Genomic DNA, 19,777 nt, shown 5'->3' on the forward strand with positions numbered 1-19,777 from the left:
TACAATACTAATTCAACTAGTCCCCAGTCCCCAGTCCCCAATCCCCAATTCCCAATCCCAGTACCTTTTACTACATCAGAGTTGTCGTAACATCGTGAAGAATGCCATAAAGAAAAGGTAAAGGGTTCACCTTTAGCGTCGCCCTGATCTCAGAGATTCCCACAACCCAGATTCGAGGACTGATCTTTCACACTCATGACTGAACTCAAACTACGCCTACAAGAGGGAGATACTGAAACCGTGGTTTCAGTGGATCAAAATGTATTTACAATTGGTCGGTTGCCGGAATGTAACTTATACTTACCTTTTGGTGGAGTTTCCCGTAACCATGCTCGGCTAGTAAAAAAAGCTGATAATGTTTGGACTATTGAGGATTTAGGTAGTAAAAACGGGACACAAGTCAATGAATGTCTTGTTACCTATCCCCAGGAGTTGCGCCACGGTGACATTATTTGGTTGGGTAATGTGAATCTGGTAGTGCTGCTCACAACTTTTGGTACACAGTTGACACCTAAGCCTACATCAACGGCAGAAACTGGTGAACAAAGGACGATTTTGCATAATGTCAAACAATTGCAACAGCGATGGATAGAAGCTGATAGCGAGGATGGCGAAAGCAGCAACAAAGACAAAACCATTGCTAGACTCAAGGACTTAGTCGATATAGCCAAAAATCTTTGTGCAGCAACCTCTATAGAAGAGATTTTCTCTCAGGTGCAACAAGTGGTTTTTCGTTACCTTGATAGTATTGACCGCCTGGCATTATTGATTGATGTCAATGGAGGCGGTAACTTAGAATTAATGAATGCTGCTACTAGAAATATTTCTCAACAAAAAGATTTGGCAGCTGATGGCAGTTGGATTAGCCGTAGTATTTGTCAAAAGGTATTTGATGAAAAAGTCGTTATCCAAACGGCTGACACCCACAAAGATGAGCGGTTTTCAGGAGAACACAGCATTTTGGTGAAGGGAATTCGCAGCGCGATGGCAGTGCCCTTATGGGACGAAAATAAAGTTGTTGGTGTTCTTTATGCAGATGCTTGCCTTTCTTCTTACCATTGGGCAAGTGAAGGTGAGGAAGAACTCAGCTTTTTTTCGGCTTTAGCAAACCTTGTCGCTTCTAGTGTGCAACGTTGGCTCTTGGTAGAGAAACTGAAAACTGAAGAGGTGATTCGCCACAGATTAGAACGCTATCATTCTCCGGCTGTAGTGCAGCAGTTGATTGCTGTAGGTGGTTTGCCAGATGGTCGTTTATTACCGGCGGAGAGCGAAATTAGCATTTTGTTTGCCGATTTAGTTGGGTTTACGGCAATTTCCGAACGGTTAAAACCAACTGCGATCGCTCAATTATTAAATAACTTATTTGAAGAAATGCTACAAGAAGTGTTCGGTTATGGTGGCACTTTAGATAAATATATCGGCGATTGTATTATGGCATTTTTTGGCGCACCCGAACCCCAAGCAGATCATGCCAATCGCGCCACATCTGCAGCTAAAGGTATGCTGACTCGATTGGAAAAACTCAACACCAATGGTTTTTGGCGAGAACCCCTGCAATTACGGATTGCAATTAATAGCGGTAAGGCTGTCGTCGGCGATGTGGGTAGTTCCCAACGGGTAGACTATACGGCTTTAGGCGCTACGATTAATCTGGCGGCGCGCATGGAAGCAGTTTGTCCCCCTGGTGAATGTGTAATTAGTGAAGTTACTTATAAAATGCTTTCACAACCCTCGGACTTTCAAGAAATGGGGGATTATCGATTCAAAGGTATTAACCGATTAGTGAAGGTTTATCAGACGATAATGCATGAATAGGGAATGGGGCATGGGGAATTGGGTTGAGAAAACAAGAGTTTTCTAAATATAAATACTTAGGTTATTAGTATATTTTAATTCTTTATTTGTTGCGAAATTTTAATCTTAAGCAGCCAACTCCTAGCTAAAAGACTAGAATTTGGGTGGTGGCTTGCGAAATTGATCTGTGTAACACTAGGAAGCTACCTCAAGCTATTTATGAACGGGAGGTCAGGTAATGGCTATCGCCACCATTAATCCCGCAACTGGGGAAACGCTCAAAACTTTTGAGCCACTGAACGATGTGGAAATTGCCGCTAAACTGGATTTGGCAGGGCTGGCCTTTGAGCATTACCGCCAGACTAGTTTCGTGGAGCGATCGCACTGGTTAAAAGCAGCTGCGGACATTTTAGAACAAGAGAAAGCAGAATTTGCCAAGTTGATGACTTTGGAAATGGGCAAGCCAATCAGCGCGGCGATCGCCGAAACAGAAAAATGCGCCCTGGTTTGTCGCTACTACGCTGAACACGCCGCTGGGTTTCTAGCTGATGTGTCCGTAAAAACCGATGGCAGCAATAGTTTTGTCCGCTACCAACCATTAGGTGCAATTCTGGCTGTGATGCCGTGGAATTTCCCCTTTTGGCAAGTGTTCCGCTTTGCCGCACCCACACTCATGGCGGGAAATGTTGGCTTACTCAAACATGCTTCAAATGTGCCACAGTGTGCTTTGGCAATTGAAGACATTTTGCAACGCGCTGGTTTTCCCCAAGGCGTGTTTCAAACTCTGTTAATCGGTGCTGCTAAAGTTGCCGATTTAATGGCTGATGACCGAGTTAAAGCCGCCACCTTGACAGGAAGCGAACCTGCTGGGGCATCTCTAGCCGCCGCCTCAGGAAAACAACTGAAAAAAACCGTTTTAGAATTAGGAGGAAGTGATCCGTTTATTGTGTTAGAGAGTGCTGATATAGAGGCAGCAGTTGTCGCAGCTACTACAGCACGAATGTTGAATAACGGGCAATCTTGTATAGCAGCAAAACGCTTTATTGTGGCAGAAGCGATCGCTGATAAATTTGAAAAACTGTTGTTAGATAAATTCCTGGCGTTGAAAGTTGGCGATCCTATGCAACCAGACACCGACTTAGGCCCATTAGCAACCCCTGATATTCTCCAGGATTTGCACCAACAAGTGCAAGCTGCTGTGGCTAGTGGCGGCAAAGTCCTCACAGGTGGACAACCTTTGGGCGATCGTCCCGGTAACTTTTATCCACCAACGATCATCACAGATATCCCCCAAGATAGTCCCATCGCCCAAGAAGAATTCTTTGGCCCAGTGGCCTTGTTATTTCGGGTTCCGGATATCGACGCAGCCATTAAACTAGCTAATGCTACACCCTTTGGCTTAGGTGCTAGTGCCTGGACAACCAACGATCAAGAACGCGATCGCTTAATTACGGAAATCGAAGCAGGTGCCGTATTTATCAACGGCTTAGTTAAATCTGACCCCCGCTTACCCTTTGGTGGGATTAAACGTTCCGGATACGGCAGGGAATTAAGTATCCAGGGTATACATGAGTTTGTCAATGTTAAAACTGTGTGGGTTAAGTAGTTAGTCATTAGTCATTGGTCATTGGTCATTGGTCATTGGATAAATAACGAATGACGCCACTTGCTTTAAGCCGGGGAACCCGTCCAACGCAGTGGCTCACCAATAACAAAGGACAAAGGACAATATCGAGGAAATCAAATGAATACGGCAGAACTGTTAGTACAGTGTTTAGAGAATGAAGGGGTGCAATATGTTTTTGGACTCCCTGGCGAAGAAAACCTACACGTTTTAGAAGCACTAAAAAATTCTTCCATCCAATTTATTACTACCCGTCATGAACAGGGTGCAGCATTCATGGCAGATGTCTACGGACGTTTGACAGGAAAAGCAGGAGTTTGTCTTTCGACTCTTGGCCCTGGGGCAACAAATCTCATGACTGGAGTAGCAGATGCTAACCTCGATGGTGCGCCTTTAGTAGCAATTACTGGGCAAGTGGGAACCGATAGAATGCACATCGAATCCCATCAATATTTAGACTTGGTGGCCATGTTTGCTCCCGTAACTAAGTGGAATAAACAAATTGTCCGCCCAAGTATTACACCAGAAGTCGTGCGGAAAGCATTTAAGGTAGCACAAACCGAAAAACCCGGTGCAGTTCACATCGATGTGCCAGAAAATATTGCCGCTATGCCAGTAGAAGGCAAAGCATTACGTAAGGATAATATCCAAAAAACCTATGCAGCTTTTGCTAGTATTCGGGCAGCCGCAGCAGCAATTTCTCAGGCAGTTAACCCATTAATTTTAGTAGGAAATGGCGCTATCCGTGCCCAAGCTAGTGATGCTGTCACACAGTTTGCTACCCAGATGAATATTCCAGTTGCCAATACTTTTATGGGCAAAGGAGTTATCCCCTACACTCATCACCTAGCCTTGTGGTCAGTAGGTTTGCAGCAACGTGATTTCATCACTTGTGGTTTTGACAACACTGATTTAGTAATTGCTATTGGCTATGATTTAATCGAGTTTTCTCCCAAAAAATGGAATTCTGATGGCAAGATTCCCATTATTCATATTGCCGCCAATTCCGCTGAGACTGATAGTAGTTATATTCCCAGCATTGAAGTAGTCGGGGATATTTCTGATTCTCTCAATGAAATCTTAAGGTTAGCAGATAGACAAGGTAAATCCAATCCCTATGCTATTAGCTTACGGGGAAATATTCGCGCTGATTACGAAGAACATGCCCATGATGATGGTTTTCCCATTAAGCCACAAAAGTTAATTTATGACTTACGGCAAGTGATGGGGCCAGATGATATTGTCATCTCTGATGTCGGCGCACATAAAATGTGGATTGCCCGTCATTATCATTGTCATAGCCCCAATACTTGCTTGATTTCTAATGGCTTTGCAGCTATGGGTATTGCCATTCCTGGTGCTTTGGCGGCAAAACTCGTTCACCCTAACCGCAAAGTTGTGGCTGCAACTGGCGACGGTGGCTTTATGATGAATTGCCAAGAATTAGAAACAGCTTTGCGCGTTGGTACTCCCTTTGTCACCTTAATTTTTAATGATGGTGGCTATGGATTAATTGAGTGGAAGCAAGAAAATCATTTTGGTCCAGGACACTCATCTTTTGTCCGCTTTGGTAATCCTGATTTTGTCAAATTAGCTGAAAGCATGGGTTTAAAAGGTTATCGAGTTGAATCTGCTACTGATTTAATTCCCGTACTTAAAGAAGCCTTAGCTCAAGATGTACCTGCAGTGATTGATTGTCCTGTAGACTATCGGGAAAATCGTCGCTTTACACAAAAAGCCGGCGATTTGAATTGTGGTGTGTAAGCAGTTCTAAATCATTCATGAACAACCAGATACCCGACTTCTACCCTGCGGGAAGCCACCCTACGGGTGTCTATAAGAAGTCGGGGAGCTGATTATGCTTTTATCTTCATTAACGAAGTTCTGATACTCATGAATGACTCTTTTATATGTAGCATCCTGACTCAGAACTTGGTTTCTAATGCTCGTGCAGCCTCATCTAGTCTGTCATTGCTATCTTTTGCCAGTTTTAGCCATGAAGCTGTCACACTACCATAAATTCCACCACCTGCGGCTGTGATAGTTCCGGCTGAGACGTTGCCAGAAAACAGTAGCATAGGGAGTTAATTGAGGAAGTTGGTGAGGGCGATCGCTTTCAGGTAGAGTTAATTCGGCGTTGGTTTACTCTGTAAAATTTAATTATTGACGCGATTCTATTTAGTGCGATCGCTCCCTGAAAATATAATTAGGACTTACACATTGACAGGAAATATTAAATATACGCGAGTTCGATGAACCTCTCCCCAACCCCTCTCCGAGACGGAGAGGGGCTTCAATATCCTGAGTTGGGCACAAAAAATTAGGGTTTTTAAGCCTCTCCCCGCTTCGGGGAGAGGTTTGGAGAGGGGTTATTTGGAATCTGTCGAACTCACGTTAAATATGTATGCTTTCTAAAACAACATATTTCGTAGTAGCACAGCAGTGCTGTGACCTCCATAGCTTAATTTGTACAGTGCGTAAATCCTAATAAAAAAGAAATGCCAGTATCAGTTATCAGTACAAGTAACTGATAACTGATAACTGATAACTGTTCACTGATTTAATACTCTGGAACGGAAGAATCTACTTCTCGACTCCAAGCAGTGATTCCGCCTTTAACATTCGTCCCCACAATCCCTGCTTCTTTGAGGATGCCGAGGGCTTTGGCAGAACGTCCGCCCATCTTACAATGAGCTATTAAGCGGTGTCCGTTGAGTATTTCTTTCACTTTAGCAACGCCATTCCCATTTTCGATATCAGGTAAAGGCACCAACACGGAACCAGGAATCTTGGCAATATCATACTCATTGGGGTTGCGGACATCTAGCAGCACGAAATCATCCGCATCGCTATCTAGCAATTCTTTCAACTCCAACACCGTCATTTCTTGAATTTCCATTTGCTGTTTCGCCTCCTCTGCTTTGGCTTGGGGGATACCGCAGAATTGTTCGTAGTCTATCAGTTTTTCAATGACTGGGCGAATCGGGTTAGGACGCAGTTTCAACTCCCGGAATTTCATGTCTAAGGCGTTATACAGCAGTAATCGCCCGCTGAGGGTGTTACCCTTGCCAATAATAATTTTGACTGTTTCCGTAGCCTGGATCACACCAATAATCCCAGGTAATATTCCTAATACCCCACCTTCTGCACAAGAGGGAACTAACCCTGGTGGTGGTGGTTCAGGGTATAAATCACGATAATTGGGGCCATCTTCATAGTTAAATACGGTAGCTTGCCCTTCAAAGCGGAAAATGGAACCGTAGACGTTAGGCTTATTCAACAATACACAAGCATCATTGACGAGATATCTAGTGGGGAAGTTATCGGTACCATCCACGATGATGTCGTAAGGCTGGAGAATATCTAGGGCATTTTCTGCACTCAGACGAGTTTCGTACAAATCAACCTGACAATAGGGGTTAATCTCATGAATGCGGTTTTTTGCTGATTCAATCTTGGGTTTATTTACCCAGGATGTACCGTGAATTACTTGGCGTTGCAGGTTGGAAGTATCGACAACATCGAAGTCAACAATGCCGATGCGTCCGATACCTGCGGCTGCTAAATATAACAGTAGTGGCGAACCGAGTCCACCTGTACCGATACACAATACGCTAGCAGCCTTAAGACGCTTTTGCCCTTCTAGTCCAACTTCTGGCAAAATCAGGTGGCGAGAATAGCGTTCGTAATCGTCTTTAGTTAACTGAATTTCATCCAGATTGGGATTGAGCATAGCAGTTTAATTGGGAGCGGGGAGTATTTATACTAACGAAAAATGATATCCGTCTTGATAAGTTGTTAAATTATGTTTTCAATTGGTTCTGGTTGAAATTGATGCTGTTCATCAAGAATCCAGCTTTGAAGGATATCAGATTTACCGTTTTGAACGGAAACTATTATATACGAGTATTCTGGCCAAGCATACTTGCAGTCGAATTCTGAGGGTGCGGCAGAATAATCGGGATGGGAGTGGTAAATACCGACAATATTTAAGGATCTGTCGCGTGCTGCCTTTTGTGTTTGTAACATGACTTGGGGTGCGATCGCATATCGCCGCTTTTTACTAGACAACGAGTCTTCTGCACTCCAAGCGTTTTCTGTGGCTATGACTTCGACTGCGGTTTTGCCCTGACTAGCCAAATGACCTAAAATTAAGCCACAGCATTCTTCAGGGTATGTAGTTTCGGCGTGGGTGCGGATGGTTTGCAAGTGTTCTTGGCTGAGTCGGAGAGTCATGGGGGATTCCTACTCAAAAATTCCGACTCAACTTTTCAATCAAACACTCCAGCAATTCTTTCACTTCTACAACACCACTAACAAGGCGATCGTAATCAACCGCTTCCAGCATCTCTAACTCGTAAGCAAGCAAGAGATAATACTCTACCTCAGTTGCTGAGTCCTTGGCCAATTGCAGAAAACTCACTTTTTCACTGCGATTTTCGCGATCGCATCCTTGAGCAATTTTAATGGGGATAGCGGCACAAGCCAAACGAATTTGTTGCGTTAACCCTTGTAATTCCTCTTCTGGAAAATATTTAGTCACCTCATAAACGTCAACTGTGAGTTGATGGGCTTTTTCCCACTCTTTGATTTCTCTAAAGTCTGTCATTTTACTATTGATATCCCTGAAAATTGATAGGGTGAGCATTGCTCACCCTACATACTATGCCACTAATTGCCAATTGGCTATCTCAGGAAAACCACTCAACAGTTATCAGTTATCAGTTATCAGTTATCAGGCGTAGGTTTAAAACCGCCCTAACGGGTTCGTCACTTGCTTCACTTGGGGAGACCCCAATACCGCAGTGACTCACCACCAAGGCCTTCCACCAGTTGGTGGGGGACTTAGACCCTTCGTATTTAACTGATAACTGTTTACTGTTTACTGTTAAGTCATAGGAAAGGGAATAAGCAACAGGATCAGGTAACTAAAGTAACTTTCCCGGTAGCTAAGTCGTAACGACCACCAACAATTTTCAGCTTGCTTTCCTTGATTAAGTTTCTTAAAATCGTTGAGCTTTCTTCTAACTTTTGTGCTTGATATTGCACATTAGCAATAATCGAATTTTCTTCTAAATTCCCAGTTTTATTTCTCGCGATTTCGACAGCTGGCTTAATTTCTTCAACAAATACACCAATTCTTCCAGGGAGTGGCTCACCTTTGACGGCGGCTGATACTGCACCGCATCTTGCATGACCTACAACAAAAATCAATTGAGCGCCTAATACAGCCGTGGCAAATTCTAAGCTACCTATTGCCTCTGGTGCAGCAACATTCCCCGCTACTCGCACCACAAATAAATCCCCAAGTCCCTGATCAAAAACAATTTCCGCAGGTACTCTAGAATCAGCACAACCTAGTATAGCAGCAAAAGGATATTGAGCTATAGCTGTTTCTTGTAAACGCAACTTTGATTGGTTGGGATTAAGACGCTTCCCATCAACAAACCTTTTGTTTCCTTCAATCAAACTTTTTAAAGCTGCTTCTGGATTGACTGGTTGTGGTTTTTGCACAACATTAGAATTAGATGGTTGTTGAGCAATAGCTAAATCTTCTCTCCAAAGTATCCCGCCTGCTGCAGTAGCTCCAATCCCCACGCTACCTACACCTAATAACTTTAAAAAATTGCGCCGCCCAGCAAATCCATTAATTCGAGTCATCAATTCACCTCAATTTTTTACGCCAAATTATTACTAAGTTGCCTTTATTAACTGTAGTAATTTCCAATAGGCACACAGATGCACTTATGAAAATATCGCAAAGTTAATTTATGACTACAACTGAGTATGAAAAAAGCTTGTTTATTTACTGGAATATACCAAAATTAGTGATCTATATTGAAGTTAATTACCATATTATAAAAATATGGTTTGCCACGAGTTGAGTCTATGGTTTGATATACGAAGTATTGGTAGGGTGCGTTAGCGACAGCGTAATGCACCATTATTAGGGATTTGGTGCCGTACTCTCACCGGTAACGCACCCTTGTATATTAAGAGAAGTAGTAGACTTGCAAACACCTTGACGATAGACGGCGAGATCCCCGACTTCTTCTAGACACCCGTAGGGTGGCTTCCCGCAGGGTAGAAGTCGAGGATCTACTCTGCAAAATGCCCCTACGATGTGTCTTTGCTTTAATAGCTCAGAGAAACTTTACCAGTATCGATATCGTAAATAGCGCCGACAATTTTTATTTTACCTGCACTGAGTAGTGGCTCTAATATTGAGCTTTGACGTAATTTTTCCAGCTGATATTTAATGTTGGCTATGACTGCATTCTCGTTGATATCACCAGTCGTTAACTTAACTCTGGCGATCGCTGGTTTAATACTCTCTGTAATCAAACCCAGTTTACCAGGCAGGATTTCGTTTTTAATCGCTGCTGACACTGCGCCGCATCTTCTATGACCCAAAACGACAATCAACGGCGAACCTAAGACTGATGTAGCATATTCTAGGCTAGCGATCGCCATATCACTGGCAACATTTCCAGCTACTCGCACCACAAATAAATTCCCAATCCCTTGATCGAAAATTAATTCTGTAGGTATTCTAGAATCTGCACAACCTAATATAGCAGCAAAAGGATACTGGGCTTTGGCAACTAATTGTAATCGTGCTAATGATTGGTCAGGATATTGACGATTTTGCTGGATAAATCTTTGATTACCATCAAGCAAGCGTTTGATAGCTTCATCTGCACTGATTGGATTTGGGTTGGCTGAATGAACATCAGCAATTACTGCTTGCTTTCTATTTGAGAGCAAGCCATAACTCAATTCTGCTGTGGCTGCAATAGTCACTAAACCAGCCAATTTTAAGAAATGCCGCCGCCCAACAAATCCATTAATTCGACTCATGAATCTACCTGACAACAGTTGCGTTGTTGCCAGGACAATATCAGACTTAAGCAAGGTGCAAGAGTACCTGCTGACACGGTTTAAGAGTTATTTAATTATTTGTCAACGGTCAAGAGTCAAGAGTCAAAGGTCATTTCACTGATAACTGATAACTGATAACTGATAACTGTTCACTGTTTCTTCCCTGCGCCTAGATACAGTTCACCTACTTTAGGATCATGCAATAATTCTTGACCTGGGCCTGAGATAGCATCGCGTCCAGATTCTAAGACGTAGCCACGATCAGCCATTTCTAAGGCTTTGCGGGCATTTTGTTCGACTAAAACGATCGCTGTACCTCCCTGGTTAATTTGCTTGATTTGGTCAAACACTTGTGTTACTAGATTGGGAGATAAAGCAGCGGAAGGTTCATCTAAAAGTAGTAAACTAGGTTCCAACATCAAAGCTTTGCCCATAGCTAACATCTGGCGTTCCCCTCCGGAAAGTGTGCCAGCGCGTTGCCGACGGCGATCGCTTAATCTAGGGAACATGGTAAAAATTTTAGCTTTGAGTGGTTCAAGGGGAACGTTACGGACAAAAGCACCCATTTCTAAGTTTTCTTCGACACTGAGGGAAGGAAAAACATTAGCAATTTGTGGTACATAGCACATTCCCCGCTGGACGATTTGATTTGACTTTAGCCCAGCGATATTCTCATTTTTGAAGGAAATAGTACCTGTATGAGGGGTTAATAGTCCAAAAATGGTTTTTGCTAAAGTTGATTTACCAGCGCCGTTGGGGCCAATCACTGTGACTAATTCCCCTGGTTCCACCCGAAAATTTACACCTTGCAATATATCTACATCTTTGATATATCCGGCATGGACATTTTTAACTTCTAATAAATATTCAATAGTCATTTGTCAATAAGCTGATGCGCGTCTGTACATTCTAATACCGTTTTTTTGTGAAGCTGCATATAATTCACCCCCCGGCTATCGCCGTCCCCCCTTGCCAAGGGGGGACTACAGGGGGGTATTATTATGTGTATCTTCATACAGAATTGGTATAAAGTCAAAAAGAAACATGAAGCATCGTTTGGGAAGACGCAAAAATCTGGCAGGTAGGCATGAGAGGAAACCATCACCAAAAAATTCTACTTCACATCTTTATTACTACCCAATCGCCCATGCGCCTTGAAAAAAATCTACCTCACATTGCATCGCATAGGCATAAGTTGATTGGATTTCCTGATTTAATACTGCATATTGATTGACTAATTTTTCCAACTGCTCTACCAGTGCTTCAAACTCTCCACTAGTATAAGTGCGAATCCAATCGGAATACACATGATCTGGGATACCTTTTTTTGCTAGTTCTTGCCCCAAAAAAGCATAAAGCTTCATACAGGGCAACATCGCTGCTGCGGTTATGCCAATTTCTTTACCCCATGCGATCGCCATGAGAAAATCGGTATATCGTCGGGTGGCAACATCAGGTTTTACATTTTGAAGATTGACATTCCACTGGGCTGCATAGCCCTGATGTAAACGCAATTCTTGTAGAACTCCATCCGCTAAGTCGTGAAAAATTACAAACGCTTCCCAGTCTGGTGCTTTCGCTGCTGCCACACTATAAGCTCTGGCAAATGCTTCCAAGAAAAAGGCATCTTGCCCCACGTAGTAGGCAAATTTGTGCTGCGCTAAGGTACCGTCGCCAATGCCCTGGACAAAAGGATGGTTCAACGCGGCGATCGCCCATGATTGATGCTCATCCCTTAATATTTGTGCTATTGTCTGCAGCATCTATATTGATAATTTTACCCGACTGGACGATTGAAATTTTATCATTGGAGCAAGATTAAACCCAAGCGTCGTCATCTTAAGCCTTAATATCGTCATCTTAAGCCTTAATGTCATCATCTTAAGCCTTAATGTCATCATCTTAAGCCTTAATGTCGTCATCCTAAGCCTTAATGTCATCATCTTAAGCCTTAATGTCATCATCTTAAGCCTTAATGTCGTCATCTTAAGCCTTAATGTCGTCATCTTAAGCCTTAATGTTGTAAGTTTGATAAGTAATGTTGTGATATTAAGGCTTAACGTTATAACTTTTATTATCAATATTGTATGTTGATAAAACGTTTGTCGGCGTTGCTGATTAGTGGGATGATTTTTGTCTCACGCAAAGGCGCAAAGACGCAAAGAATCAATATTCTGCTTTGTCCAAAAGTCTCAATTCATCCCGCATTTATGCAACGCTCGTTTGTCTTACGGAATCTTTATCACATTGCTTGATTGCAAGATTTGTCTTGGCGTTTACTGTAAGTCTCTAACAGCTGATTCAATCACGAACCTAACCTACGCAGGTTAAGCTTTTCGGCTCCAACTTAACTGATAACTGTTAACTGATAACTGATTTAAAAAGGTGTTTGTGCTTGGAGATGCAGGGTGTTTCCAGATTGGGGATGTTGAAAGGTAAGTTCTCTGGCGTGCAGATGTAACCGACTAGTAATGGCACGACATCCATAAAGGCGATCGCCTAAAATGGTGACACCTAATCCTTGAGCATCGGCAGCGTGAACCCTTAGCTGATGGGTACGTCCGGTGAATGGAATAAACTCTACACGGGTGTGATTTTCTGCCCTCGCTATCACTCGAAAGCGAGTTAAGCTAGGTTTACCACGTTGCCAATCGACTTGTTGATAAGGGCGATTTTGCGGATCTCCCCATAATGGCAATTCGATTGTACCGCGATCGCCTTTGACATCACCGACAAGTATAGCTTCGTAAATTTTGTTAACTAACCGCTGCTGAAATTGCTGACTAAGTTGACGATGGGTTTGGCGATCGCGTGCCAGTAATAAAATACCAGATGTTTCCTGATCCAGGCGATGGACGGTTGTCAAATTTGCACCATCAGGTAACATACAACGTAAACGACTTAAAACACTATCTTGGCGATCGCAATAACGTCCAGGTACTGAAAGTAACCCTGGGGGTTTGTTGACAGCAATCAGCCATTCATCTTCATACAGAATGGGAATCTCTCCCCTCAGATACTTATCTCCTCCCTTCGCAATCCCCAATCCCCAATCCCTGGGCACTGAGCGAAGTCGAAGTGCAGTCCCCAATTCTCTGTTCAAACCTGAAAGTAAAAATCCCATCAATGGCTGACAGCGTTCTGCACAAGCTCCATAAAATTCCCCTTGGATCTTATCTTGATTTGCTGATGATGTACCCCACCAAAATTCTGCGATCGCCAGCGGTTTTAGATGATGTGTGGCTGCATAGTGCAGTAGCTTTATAGCACAACAATCTCCTGTACCAGTGGGTATGGAACCTCCTGGTATCAATTGCTGCAATGATAAAGATTGTCCCAAAAAATTCATCAGGGAGTAAGCAGCGTGCATTTGTGCTTGGAGTTGACGGGATAGTGCTTTCCGCCTTTGTTTGAGTTCCAGCATCCGTGCATCTGCCGCTGCAATCAATTGTTGCAGTGGCTGTAATATTAAATCCCGTTGACGTTTAAATTGTCGTCGTTCAATTCCCTGCTGACGGCTAACAGCGTCGAGTTCTTCCAGGGCGATTGTGAGTGCTTCTGGAGAGAGTGTTTCACAAATTTGTTGACGTTGTTGCTGTCGTTGATGTTTGCAATCTCGATGGCGATCGCTCATTGCCTGCAACTGCTGCTCAAATTCACGAGATAATGTTGCATATTGCTGTCGTTCTGGCAATTCTTTTAGTGTCATCAGTTCCTGCTTCATCGCCTCTAATTCAGCCAAAGTGTAGGCTTCTGCTGATGCAACCTCGTCTCTTCCCGGAATTGACGGCACCCAACCCTCAACTAGACTTTGACCATTTAGCAGCCCGGAGAAAGCTTTGAGAACCCTTTGCTCGCCTGTTGGTAATTCAACAAGTAGTACCCCATACATCTTGCCTTCACAGTTATAAAGGTCATTTTTAGCCAGTTGTAGCATTAAACCAGAGGCGATCGCTTCGGCTAAATGAGTGCGGGGTAGTCTTAGCAGTTCACCAGTTTGGGGACAGCGCCCTTCGTAGTCATAACTGGGGGGTGAGTCGTTGATAGGGGAGTTATTACAGTTGATGAAGTCTGAAAGCAGATGGAGAACTACCATTTTGCAGTCGTTGTTGTGGGAATTATGGCGATTACTTACAAGCTAAGATCAGCCGTCAAAAGAAGCAGGGGAGCAGGGGGCAGGCTTGCCGTGAGCGTAGCCGAATGGGAGCAAGGGGGAAAACTGAGCGCCCGATTGTACTCCGCCCCAGTAAGACGACGACGAAGGGCGGGGCTTCATACCCATGTTCCGCTCCGCTCCACGGCTTCTCTGCGAGACGCTGCGCGAACGGGACTTTCTATTGCTCCCCCTGCTCCCTGCTCCCTGCCCCTCCGCCTCTTCGGTGACTAATCATCGTCTGTCCATAGATTCATGGGTCGTGAGACACTAGGTTATTGGCATAAAATTGGGTGGAGGGTCGCGGAGTGGCTCATGATCAGCGTGCAGAAAATACAGAATATATCAATCAGAGGGATTTTTCCTGGCCTTTCTGGTTCACTTTACCAATTTACCCATACAGTAAGCGGCGGACAATTCGCCAGGAAGTAATTAAGGACACAGTCTGGACTTTTGATCAGTTGCAAGGCATCTTGTATGTTGTTGTGCCGATTCGCATGACAGTTGTCAAGTTAGAAAGCGGTGGACTCCTGATTTATGCACCAGTTGCACCGACTCCAGAATGTATCCGCCTAGTTAATGAGTTGGTGACAGAACATGGCAATGTTAAATACATCGTCTTGCCTACTATCTCTGGACTGGAACACAAAGTTTTTGTTGGCCCTTTTGCTAGATGCTTTCCCAATGCACAGATATTTGTCGCACCCAATCAATGGAGTTTCCCTTTAAATCTGCCATTGAGTTGGCTCGGCTTACCCCCCAAACGTACCCAAATACTTCCAGAAGATAGCAGCAAAGCACCCTTTGCTGATGAGTTTGATTACGCAATGCTGGGCCCTATTGACTTGGGGCCAGGTAGCTTTGCCGAAGTGGTATTTTTGCATAGGCGATCGCATACATTATTGGTGACAGACACGGTGCTTTCAGTACCAGCAGATCCGCCGGCGATCGTCCAATTAGATCCATACCCCTTACTATTCCACGCCAAGGATCGTGTCTCAGATATTGTGACAGACAATCAGGCCAACCGCCGTCAGGGATGGCAGCGGATTTCGCTGTTTGCTTTATACTTCCAACCCAGCGAACTCAACATCATCAACTTGGGTCAATTATTCCGTGATGCCCTGAAAGCATCAGAGCGATCGTTTAAAGCCTATTTTGGATTATTCCCCTTCCAATGGCAACCCAATTGGCAAAGGTCATTTGATGCACTGCGAGGTGATGGACGCTTGTTCGTCGCGCCGATTCTACAGACACTCATTCTTAACCGCGCACCCAAAGAAACCCTCGATTGGGCTACAAAAGTTGCAAGTTGGGATTTTCAGTGGATAATTCCTTGTCATTTTGACTCACCCATTAAAGCAGAGCCACAACAGTTTAGACAAGCATTCTCTTTTTTAGAAAAGCAACCTGCTGTGAGTGCGGGTTTACCCGAAGCAGACTTTCAATTACTCAAAAAAATCGATACAGGTTTAAATAAGAGTGGAATTGTCCCGCCGGCAAAAGAGAAGGTGTAGGCACTGGGGACTGGGAATCGGGAATTAGGAATTGAAAGAAAATAACGGGAGCATCTCCATCGGTAGAAGATGGTGAAATTTTGACTGGCTTAAGTGTAGATGAATTACTAGCTTTAGCGGAAAGTATGTTGTCACCAAAAGCTCAGTTAGAATTAAATGATTTACTAGCTAGAAATGCTGACAATATAATTTCTGACGAAGAAAAAGCTGCTCTAGACCGTTTATTGGCACAAATTGACCAATTAAATATTGTAAAAACTAGAGCTAAATATACTTTAAAAATTAAAGAAATATCAAAAGTGGCGTGAGCGTTTATAGCGCTTCCCATTCAAATGAAGTACAAAAATATATCACGCTGTGTAGGGGCATGGCACTGCCATGCCCTTACCGATGTATCTCACGCTTGTTGAGAAATGCTATATATTGCTGTTGAATTACTTGATATAGCAATCCGATTTGATTATTGAACAAATCTAAGTATCTGTAGGGGAGCCACCCTTGTGCGCGGGTTTCCCGCGTTGAGAGGAGTGGCGTTGGGCACTGCCCACCCTACGTATAGTTCAAAAATCAAATAGGAGTCCTATAGCTATATTGGATACAGCACTTTTACGTTTATGAAGCTGACAACAATTGGTGTTGCTAACCACAAAAATGCGATCGCTTCTCAACTAACCTAAATACTGTAACAAGTCTCTACGAGAACTGGGCTGTTTCTCTTCTTTGCCCGATAAAACTTGTTTTAGGTGGATTTTTCACTGTTGTTGCTGCACTACCATGATTCATCAAATTGCCTCAGCCGCTTCAACACTCTTGCTGTTTTTATGCGTCGCCCATTCACATATGTTTTACTACTACTGCTTTCTCTAAGTATTATTACACTCTGTTGGCCTATAAATGATTCACAGTGTAATTCGGAAGCTTTTCTAGCATCCAAAACTAAAAAATTCTCAGTACAAGCGACTAAGGTTGTTGTGCAGCCGTGGCGTGGTAATCATCATGTATATGGAATTTTTACGGTTCCCGATGAATACAAGCAAACGCCATTTTTTGTGTTGTCAGTCAAAGAGGTTGGTAATGAATGTTCTAAGCCATTTGGCTATAGCCAAAACTATGATGATATTTTTGCTGAACCGGGAACTTATTTAGTCAGGGACTACATCAGAACTCGCACTGCTATCAGACTAATTCTCCGAGGTTTGTACTTTCAACTGAGTGATCAACAGAATTGGACATTGACATTTCCTCAACTTAAAGCTGATTAAAGCACGTAGGAAAAAGAAAGCGATCGCAGAAAAATGGCGATCGCTTTTCTTGGTTTTTCTGGCTTAAATGAGTTTGAAGTGTAAAGTATGTAGACGCTGGGTAATTTCATACTTCATTGGAAGTCGGCGGGAAACTCCAACCCAAGAGTGGGTGGAGTTTTTTATACTTCATACTAGCCTGCGGCAAACCGCTCCGCGTCTACATACTTCATACTTTAGGCTGACTTTTTAACACTCCTGGTTCGTGCTGTATGGGCAAAACATCTAAAATATCAGTTTGAGAACAATACTTTAAATCTTCATAGCATTCCAGACGTAATAAACGTTGTCCGTGGCTAGCTTGGTGTAAAAGCCCCAACAAGTTATTTTGCCACTGAGAATAAAGTGCGATCGCACTAATTACTTCATCATTGCCGGCTAATTCCTCTGGTGATAACTGAGTTTGCTGTAAAATGCTGTGGGCGATCGCACCTGCACAAACTGTATCCTCTAGAGAAAAACTCCCCTCCCAACCTGAACCCACAATCCATACAGTCTCTGGTTGCTTTTCTAGGAGAAATTGCACTACTGCAGCCCGATTAATTAAGGCTGCTGTGAGGACGATTGGTGCGTCCTGTACCCGTTTTAAGGCCCGGGTACCATTGGTGGTACTAATAAACAAGCGCCGCCCATGCACAAGTTCTGGTGTGCAGTCAAGAGGAGAGTTACCTAATTCAAAGCCAGCTACTTTCCCACCTCCGCGTTCTCCGGCTCGCAGCCGATGTTCCGGGGGCCATTTTTCGCTAACTTCTAAGAGTTGATCTAAATCGCTGAAGACTTGTACAGCTTCGCCTCCAGCTGCCAAGACTGTAGCCATTGTGCTAGTAGCCCGCAGTACATCGACTGCGATCGCACAATCTGGGACTTGATCTATGGGAGTTAATTCCGGTGTGTGATAAACAAATAGCTTCACGTCTTAGATACGCCTGATCTAATACTGCCGAGTTACATTTTAACCACCTGATGTCATCTAATAGATGAGAAATCCAGTAAGAAACTACAGGGACTAAGGATGAGGTTACTCTATGAATGGGGCATTGGTTATTATTTATCTCCCTTGTCTCCCTCATCCCCCTGCTCCTCTAAACTTCAAACTTCTCTAGCCCTTATTAACGGTAATCTAAAAAAAGAACAGAACTTCTCAAACTGGATTTTGCCAAATAGAGATGGGAATTTTCGCGTCTAATCTGCTTATCCAAAATCTCCAATCTAAAAATATGGCTCCTTTACCCGACTACCGCCCTAAACAAATGTCTTTAGGTCCCTTGGAAGCAGAAATTTTGCACATTATCTGGGATCTAGATTCGGCTACAGTCAAAGATGTACACGATCGCATCTTAACTGACCCCAACCGGGAATTAGCCTATACTTCTGTCACCACTGTCCTCCGTCGTCTTACTGATAAAGGTTGGTTGTCCTGTGATAAAAAAGGACGCGCCTTCTATTGGCAACCACGGCTGACAAAGCAGCAGGCAGATGTAATTAAAGCACACGAGCAATTGCAGCGATTTTTGGCAGTGGGAAACCCTGATGTGATTGCTGCCTTTGCAGATAGTCTGGATGAAGCAGCCAGCGAACAAATAGAAGCGATCGCTCAACGTATTCAAGCCGCACGTCAAGCCAGGGAGGAAACATGATGCATCTGATGATGATTTTGGCTGCTTTGGTAATTGCCTTGGGGTTGCGAGTCTCCTGGGTTGACTCCCAAGGTAGTTGGAATCGGCGATGGCAGCGATCGCTATTTTTATTTCTTTTCCCACCTCTGCTGCTCTTCATGACAGCGATCGCTGTACTCTGCATGGGCACCCAAGGCAAAATGGGCGGCATGTCTACAGGTTGGGTCAGCTATATATTGGCATTAATATATCTTGCTTTTTGTGCCATTATCTGCATTAAGCTGGCTATGCAGGGATGGCAGTCTGTGAAATCCGCCCGCAATTGTCCCCTGGTTAACTTTGGCAGCAAAGAAATCAGATTACTTGACACAGGGGCACTCTTTGCCGGACAAATAGGCTTTTGGCAACCCGAACTAGTGGTGAGTCAGGGATTATTGCAAACCCTCTCAGCAGACCATGTAGAAAGCGTCTTGGCACACGAGCAAGGACATCACTATTATCGAGACACATTTTGGTTTTTTTGGCTCGGTTGGGTGCGTTCCTGCACTGCCTGGTTGCCAAACACAGACTCGTTATGGGAAGAACTGTTAGTCTTGCGCGAACTACGTGCTGATGGTTATGCAGCATCACAGATAGACCCCTTGCTACTAGCAGAATCACTCCTGTTAGTAGTCAGCACTACCCCCACCGTATTATCGGAAATTTGCTGTGCGGCATTAGGTTCGCCAGGAGTAGGCGATCGCCTAGAGCAGAGAATAGAAGCGCTTCTAACACCACCAGAACCAACCCCAGAAACTCAATTGCCGTCTTGGAATCACTTCCTGTTAGCATTCCTCCCCCTAGTAGCTGTCATATTTCATACTTAAAAGGGCATTGGACATCGGGCAGTA

General features: G+C 43.8%; 19 protein-coding genes. 8 read left to right on the forward strand and 11 right to left on the reverse strand.

Annotation, left to right across the window (positions count from 1 at the left end; genetic code table 11):
- Window positions 1-195 precede the first annotated feature (195 nt).
- The 3 genes from CAL7507_RS15945 to CAL7507_RS15955 all read left to right on the forward strand — a co-directional run bounded on the left by CAL7507_RS15945 (window position 196) and on the right by CAL7507_RS15955 (window position 5,182).
- Window positions 196-1,815 (forward strand): adenylate/guanylate cyclase domain-containing protein, encoded by a 1,620-nt coding sequence (locus CAL7507_RS15945; RefSeq protein WP_015129509.1) that lies wholly within the window; start codon window positions 196-198, stop codon window positions 1,813-1,815.
- A 217-nt stretch (window positions 1,816-2,032) separates the two neighbouring features.
- A complete protein-coding gene (locus tag CAL7507_RS15950; protein ID WP_015129510.1) occupies window positions 2,033-3,400 on the forward strand; it encodes an NAD-dependent succinate-semialdehyde dehydrogenase in 1,368 nt (455 codons plus the stop codon).
- Between the two features lie 138 nt (window positions 3,401-3,538).
- Complete coding sequence (locus CAL7507_RS15955; protein WP_015129511.1) at window positions 3,539-5,182, forward strand: acetolactate synthase large subunit; 1,644 nt, start codon at window positions 3,539-3,541, stop codon at window positions 5,180-5,182.
- A 161-nt stretch (window positions 5,183-5,343) separates the two neighbouring features.
- Here CAL7507_RS15955 and CAL7507_RS32390 read toward each other — a convergent pair whose 3' ends face one another.
- The 9 genes from CAL7507_RS32390 to CAL7507_RS16000 all read right to left on the reverse strand — a co-directional run bounded on the left by CAL7507_RS32390 (window position 5,344) and on the right by CAL7507_RS16000 (window position 14,396).
- Window positions 5,344-5,496 carry a hypothetical protein gene (locus CAL7507_RS32390; protein WP_015129512.1) on the reverse strand — a complete coding sequence of 51 codons (153 nt, stop codon included), beginning with the start codon at window positions 5,494-5,496 and terminating at the stop codon, window positions 5,344-5,346.
- Between the two features lie 482 nt (window positions 5,497-5,978).
- Entirely contained in the window at window positions 5,979-7,151 is a 1,173-nt protein-coding gene (gene moeB, locus CAL7507_RS15960; protein WP_015129513.1) for a molybdopterin-synthase adenylyltransferase MoeB, read from the reverse strand.
- A 65-nt stretch (window positions 7,152-7,216) separates the two neighbouring features.
- The gene (locus CAL7507_RS15965; protein WP_015129514.1) at window positions 7,217-7,654 is read right to left on the reverse strand and encodes a Mov34/MPN/PAD-1 family protein; all 438 of its coding nucleotides are present in this window, start codon (window positions 7,652-7,654) and stop codon (window positions 7,217-7,219) included.
- Window positions 7,655-7,667: 13 nt separating this feature from the next.
- Window positions 7,668-8,027 (reverse strand): four helix bundle protein, encoded by a 360-nt coding sequence (locus CAL7507_RS15970; RefSeq protein ID WP_042342211.1) that lies wholly within the window; start codon window positions 8,025-8,027, stop codon window positions 7,668-7,670.
- Between the two features lie 311 nt (window positions 8,028-8,338).
- Window positions 8,339-9,079, reverse strand: coding sequence for a carbonic anhydrase (locus CAL7507_RS15975; protein WP_015129516.1), 741 nt, complete (start codon window positions 9,077-9,079; stop codon window positions 8,339-8,341).
- Between the two features lie 474 nt (window positions 9,080-9,553).
- Window positions 9,554-10,279 (reverse strand): carbonic anhydrase, encoded by a 726-nt coding sequence (locus tag CAL7507_RS15980; RefSeq protein WP_042341362.1) that lies wholly within the window; start codon window positions 10,277-10,279, stop codon window positions 9,554-9,556.
- 170 nt (window positions 10,280-10,449) lie between these two features.
- The gene (locus tag CAL7507_RS15985) at window positions 10,450-11,178 is read right to left on the reverse strand and encodes an ABC transporter ATP-binding protein (protein ID WP_015129518.1); all 729 of its coding nucleotides are present in this window, start codon (window positions 11,176-11,178) and stop codon (window positions 10,450-10,452) included.
- Between the two features lie 255 nt (window positions 11,179-11,433).
- Window positions 11,434-12,063, reverse strand: coding sequence for a TenA family protein (locus tag CAL7507_RS15990; protein WP_015129519.1), 630 nt, complete (start codon window positions 12,061-12,063; stop codon window positions 11,434-11,436).
- Window positions 12,064-12,677: 614 nt separating this feature from the next.
- The gene (locus CAL7507_RS16000; protein ID WP_015129520.1) at window positions 12,678-14,396 is read right to left on the reverse strand and encodes an RluA family pseudouridine synthase; all 1,719 of its coding nucleotides are present in this window, start codon (window positions 14,394-14,396) and stop codon (window positions 12,678-12,680) included.
- A gap of 365 nt (window positions 14,397-14,761) precedes the next feature.
- Here CAL7507_RS16000 and CAL7507_RS16005 point away from each other — a divergent pair, with 365 nt between their 5' ends.
- Together CAL7507_RS16005 and CAL7507_RS16010 are read left to right on the forward strand one after the other, a co-directional pair.
- The gene (locus CAL7507_RS16005) at window positions 14,762-15,970 is read left to right on the forward strand and encodes a DUF4336 domain-containing protein (protein ID WP_015129521.1); all 1,209 of its coding nucleotides are present in this window, start codon (window positions 14,762-14,764) and stop codon (window positions 15,968-15,970) included.
- A gap of 80 nt (window positions 15,971-16,050) precedes the next feature.
- Window positions 16,051-16,278, forward strand: coding sequence for a hypothetical protein (locus CAL7507_RS16010; protein ID WP_015129522.1), 228 nt, complete (start codon window positions 16,051-16,053; stop codon window positions 16,276-16,278).
- 461 nt (window positions 16,279-16,739) lie between these two features.
- Here the strand turns inward: CAL7507_RS16010 and CAL7507_RS33695 are convergent, their stop codons facing one another.
- Window positions 16,740-16,904 carry a hypothetical protein gene (locus CAL7507_RS33695; RefSeq protein ID WP_144051222.1) on the reverse strand — a complete coding sequence of 55 codons (165 nt, stop codon included), beginning with the start codon at window positions 16,902-16,904 and terminating at the stop codon, window positions 16,740-16,742.
- Between CAL7507_RS33695 and CAL7507_RS16015 the strand changes: the two genes are divergently transcribed.
- A complete protein-coding gene (locus CAL7507_RS16015) occupies window positions 16,843-17,232 on the forward strand; it encodes a hypothetical protein (protein ID WP_369750943.1) in 390 nt (129 codons plus the stop codon). The genes CAL7507_RS33695 and CAL7507_RS16015 overlap by 62 nt on opposite strands.
- Window positions 17,233-17,440: 208 nt before the next feature.
- Here CAL7507_RS16015 and CAL7507_RS16020 read toward each other — a convergent pair whose 3' ends face one another.
- Complete coding sequence (locus CAL7507_RS16020; protein WP_015129524.1) at window positions 17,441-18,184, reverse strand: 2-phosphosulfolactate phosphatase family protein; 744 nt, start codon at window positions 18,182-18,184, stop codon at window positions 17,441-17,443.
- Between the two features lie 304 nt (window positions 18,185-18,488).
- Here CAL7507_RS16020 and CAL7507_RS16025 point away from each other — a divergent pair, with 304 nt between their 5' ends.
- Both CAL7507_RS16025 and CAL7507_RS16030 read left to right on the forward strand, forming a co-directional pair.
- Window positions 18,489-18,908 (forward strand): BlaI/MecI/CopY family transcriptional regulator, encoded by a 420-nt coding sequence (locus CAL7507_RS16025; RefSeq protein WP_042342214.1) that lies wholly within the window; start codon window positions 18,489-18,491, stop codon window positions 18,906-18,908.
- A complete protein-coding gene (locus CAL7507_RS16030) occupies window positions 18,908-19,753 on the forward strand; it encodes a M56 family metallopeptidase (protein ID WP_015129526.1) in 846 nt (281 codons plus the stop codon). The genes CAL7507_RS16025 and CAL7507_RS16030 overlap by 1 nt, the downstream gene beginning before the upstream one ends.
- Window positions 19,754-19,777: the final 24 nt, after the last annotated feature.

The organism is Calothrix sp. PCC 7507 (genome assembly GCF_000316575.1).
Taxonomy (GTDB): Bacteria; Cyanobacteriota; Cyanobacteriia; order Cyanobacteriales; family Nostocaceae; genus Fortiea.

Excerpts from the sequence above, each read along its gene's own strand:
- CAL7507_RS15980 (WP_042341362.1), bottom strand. The coding sequence starts at position 10,279 with ATGAGTCGAATTAATGGATTTGTTGGGCGGCGGCATTTCTTAAAATTG.
- CAL7507_RS16030 (WP_015129526.1), top strand. The coding sequence starts at position 18,908 with ATGCATCTGATGATGATTTTGGCTGCTTTGGTAATTGCCTTGGGGTTG.
- CAL7507_RS15990 (WP_015129519.1), bottom strand. The coding sequence starts at position 12,063 with ATGCTGCAGACAATAGCACAAATATTAAGGGATGAGCATCAATCATGG.
- CAL7507_RS16025 (WP_042342214.1), top strand. The coding sequence starts at position 18,489 with ATGGCTCCTTTACCCGACTACCGCCCTAAACAAATGTCTTTAGGTCCC.
- CAL7507_RS15965 (WP_015129514.1), bottom strand. The coding sequence starts at position 7,654 with ATGACTCTCCGACTCAGCCAAGAACACTTGCAAACCATCCGCACCCAC.
- CAL7507_RS15970 (WP_042342211.1), bottom strand. The coding sequence starts at position 8,027 with ATGACAGACTTTAGAGAAATCAAAGAGTGGGAAAAAGCCCATCAACTC.
- CAL7507_RS16000 (WP_015129520.1), bottom strand. The coding sequence starts at position 14,396 with ATGGTAGTTCTCCATCTGCTTTCAGACTTCATCAACTGTAATAACTCC.
- CAL7507_RS15955 (WP_015129511.1), top strand. The coding sequence starts at position 3,539 with ATGAATACGGCAGAACTGTTAGTACAGTGTTTAGAGAATGAAGGGGTG.
- CAL7507_RS15985 (WP_015129518.1), bottom strand. The coding sequence starts at position 11,178 with ATGACTATTGAATATTTATTAGAAGTTAAAAATGTCCATGCCGGATAT.
- moeB (WP_015129513.1), bottom strand. The coding sequence starts at position 7,151 with ATGCTCAATCCCAATCTGGATGAAATTCAGTTAACTAAAGACGATTAC.
- CAL7507_RS15950 (WP_015129510.1), top strand. The coding sequence starts at position 2,033 with ATGGCTATCGCCACCATTAATCCCGCAACTGGGGAAACGCTCAAAACT.
- CAL7507_RS32390 (WP_015129512.1), bottom strand. The coding sequence starts at position 5,496 with ATGCTACTGTTTTCTGGCAACGTCTCAGCCGGAACTATCACAGCCGCA.
- CAL7507_RS15945 (WP_015129509.1), top strand. The coding sequence starts at position 196 with ATGACTGAACTCAAACTACGCCTACAAGAGGGAGATACTGAAACCGTG.
- CAL7507_RS15975 (WP_015129516.1), bottom strand. The coding sequence starts at position 9,079 with ATGACTCGAATTAATGGATTTGCTGGGCGGCGCAATTTTTTAAAGTTA.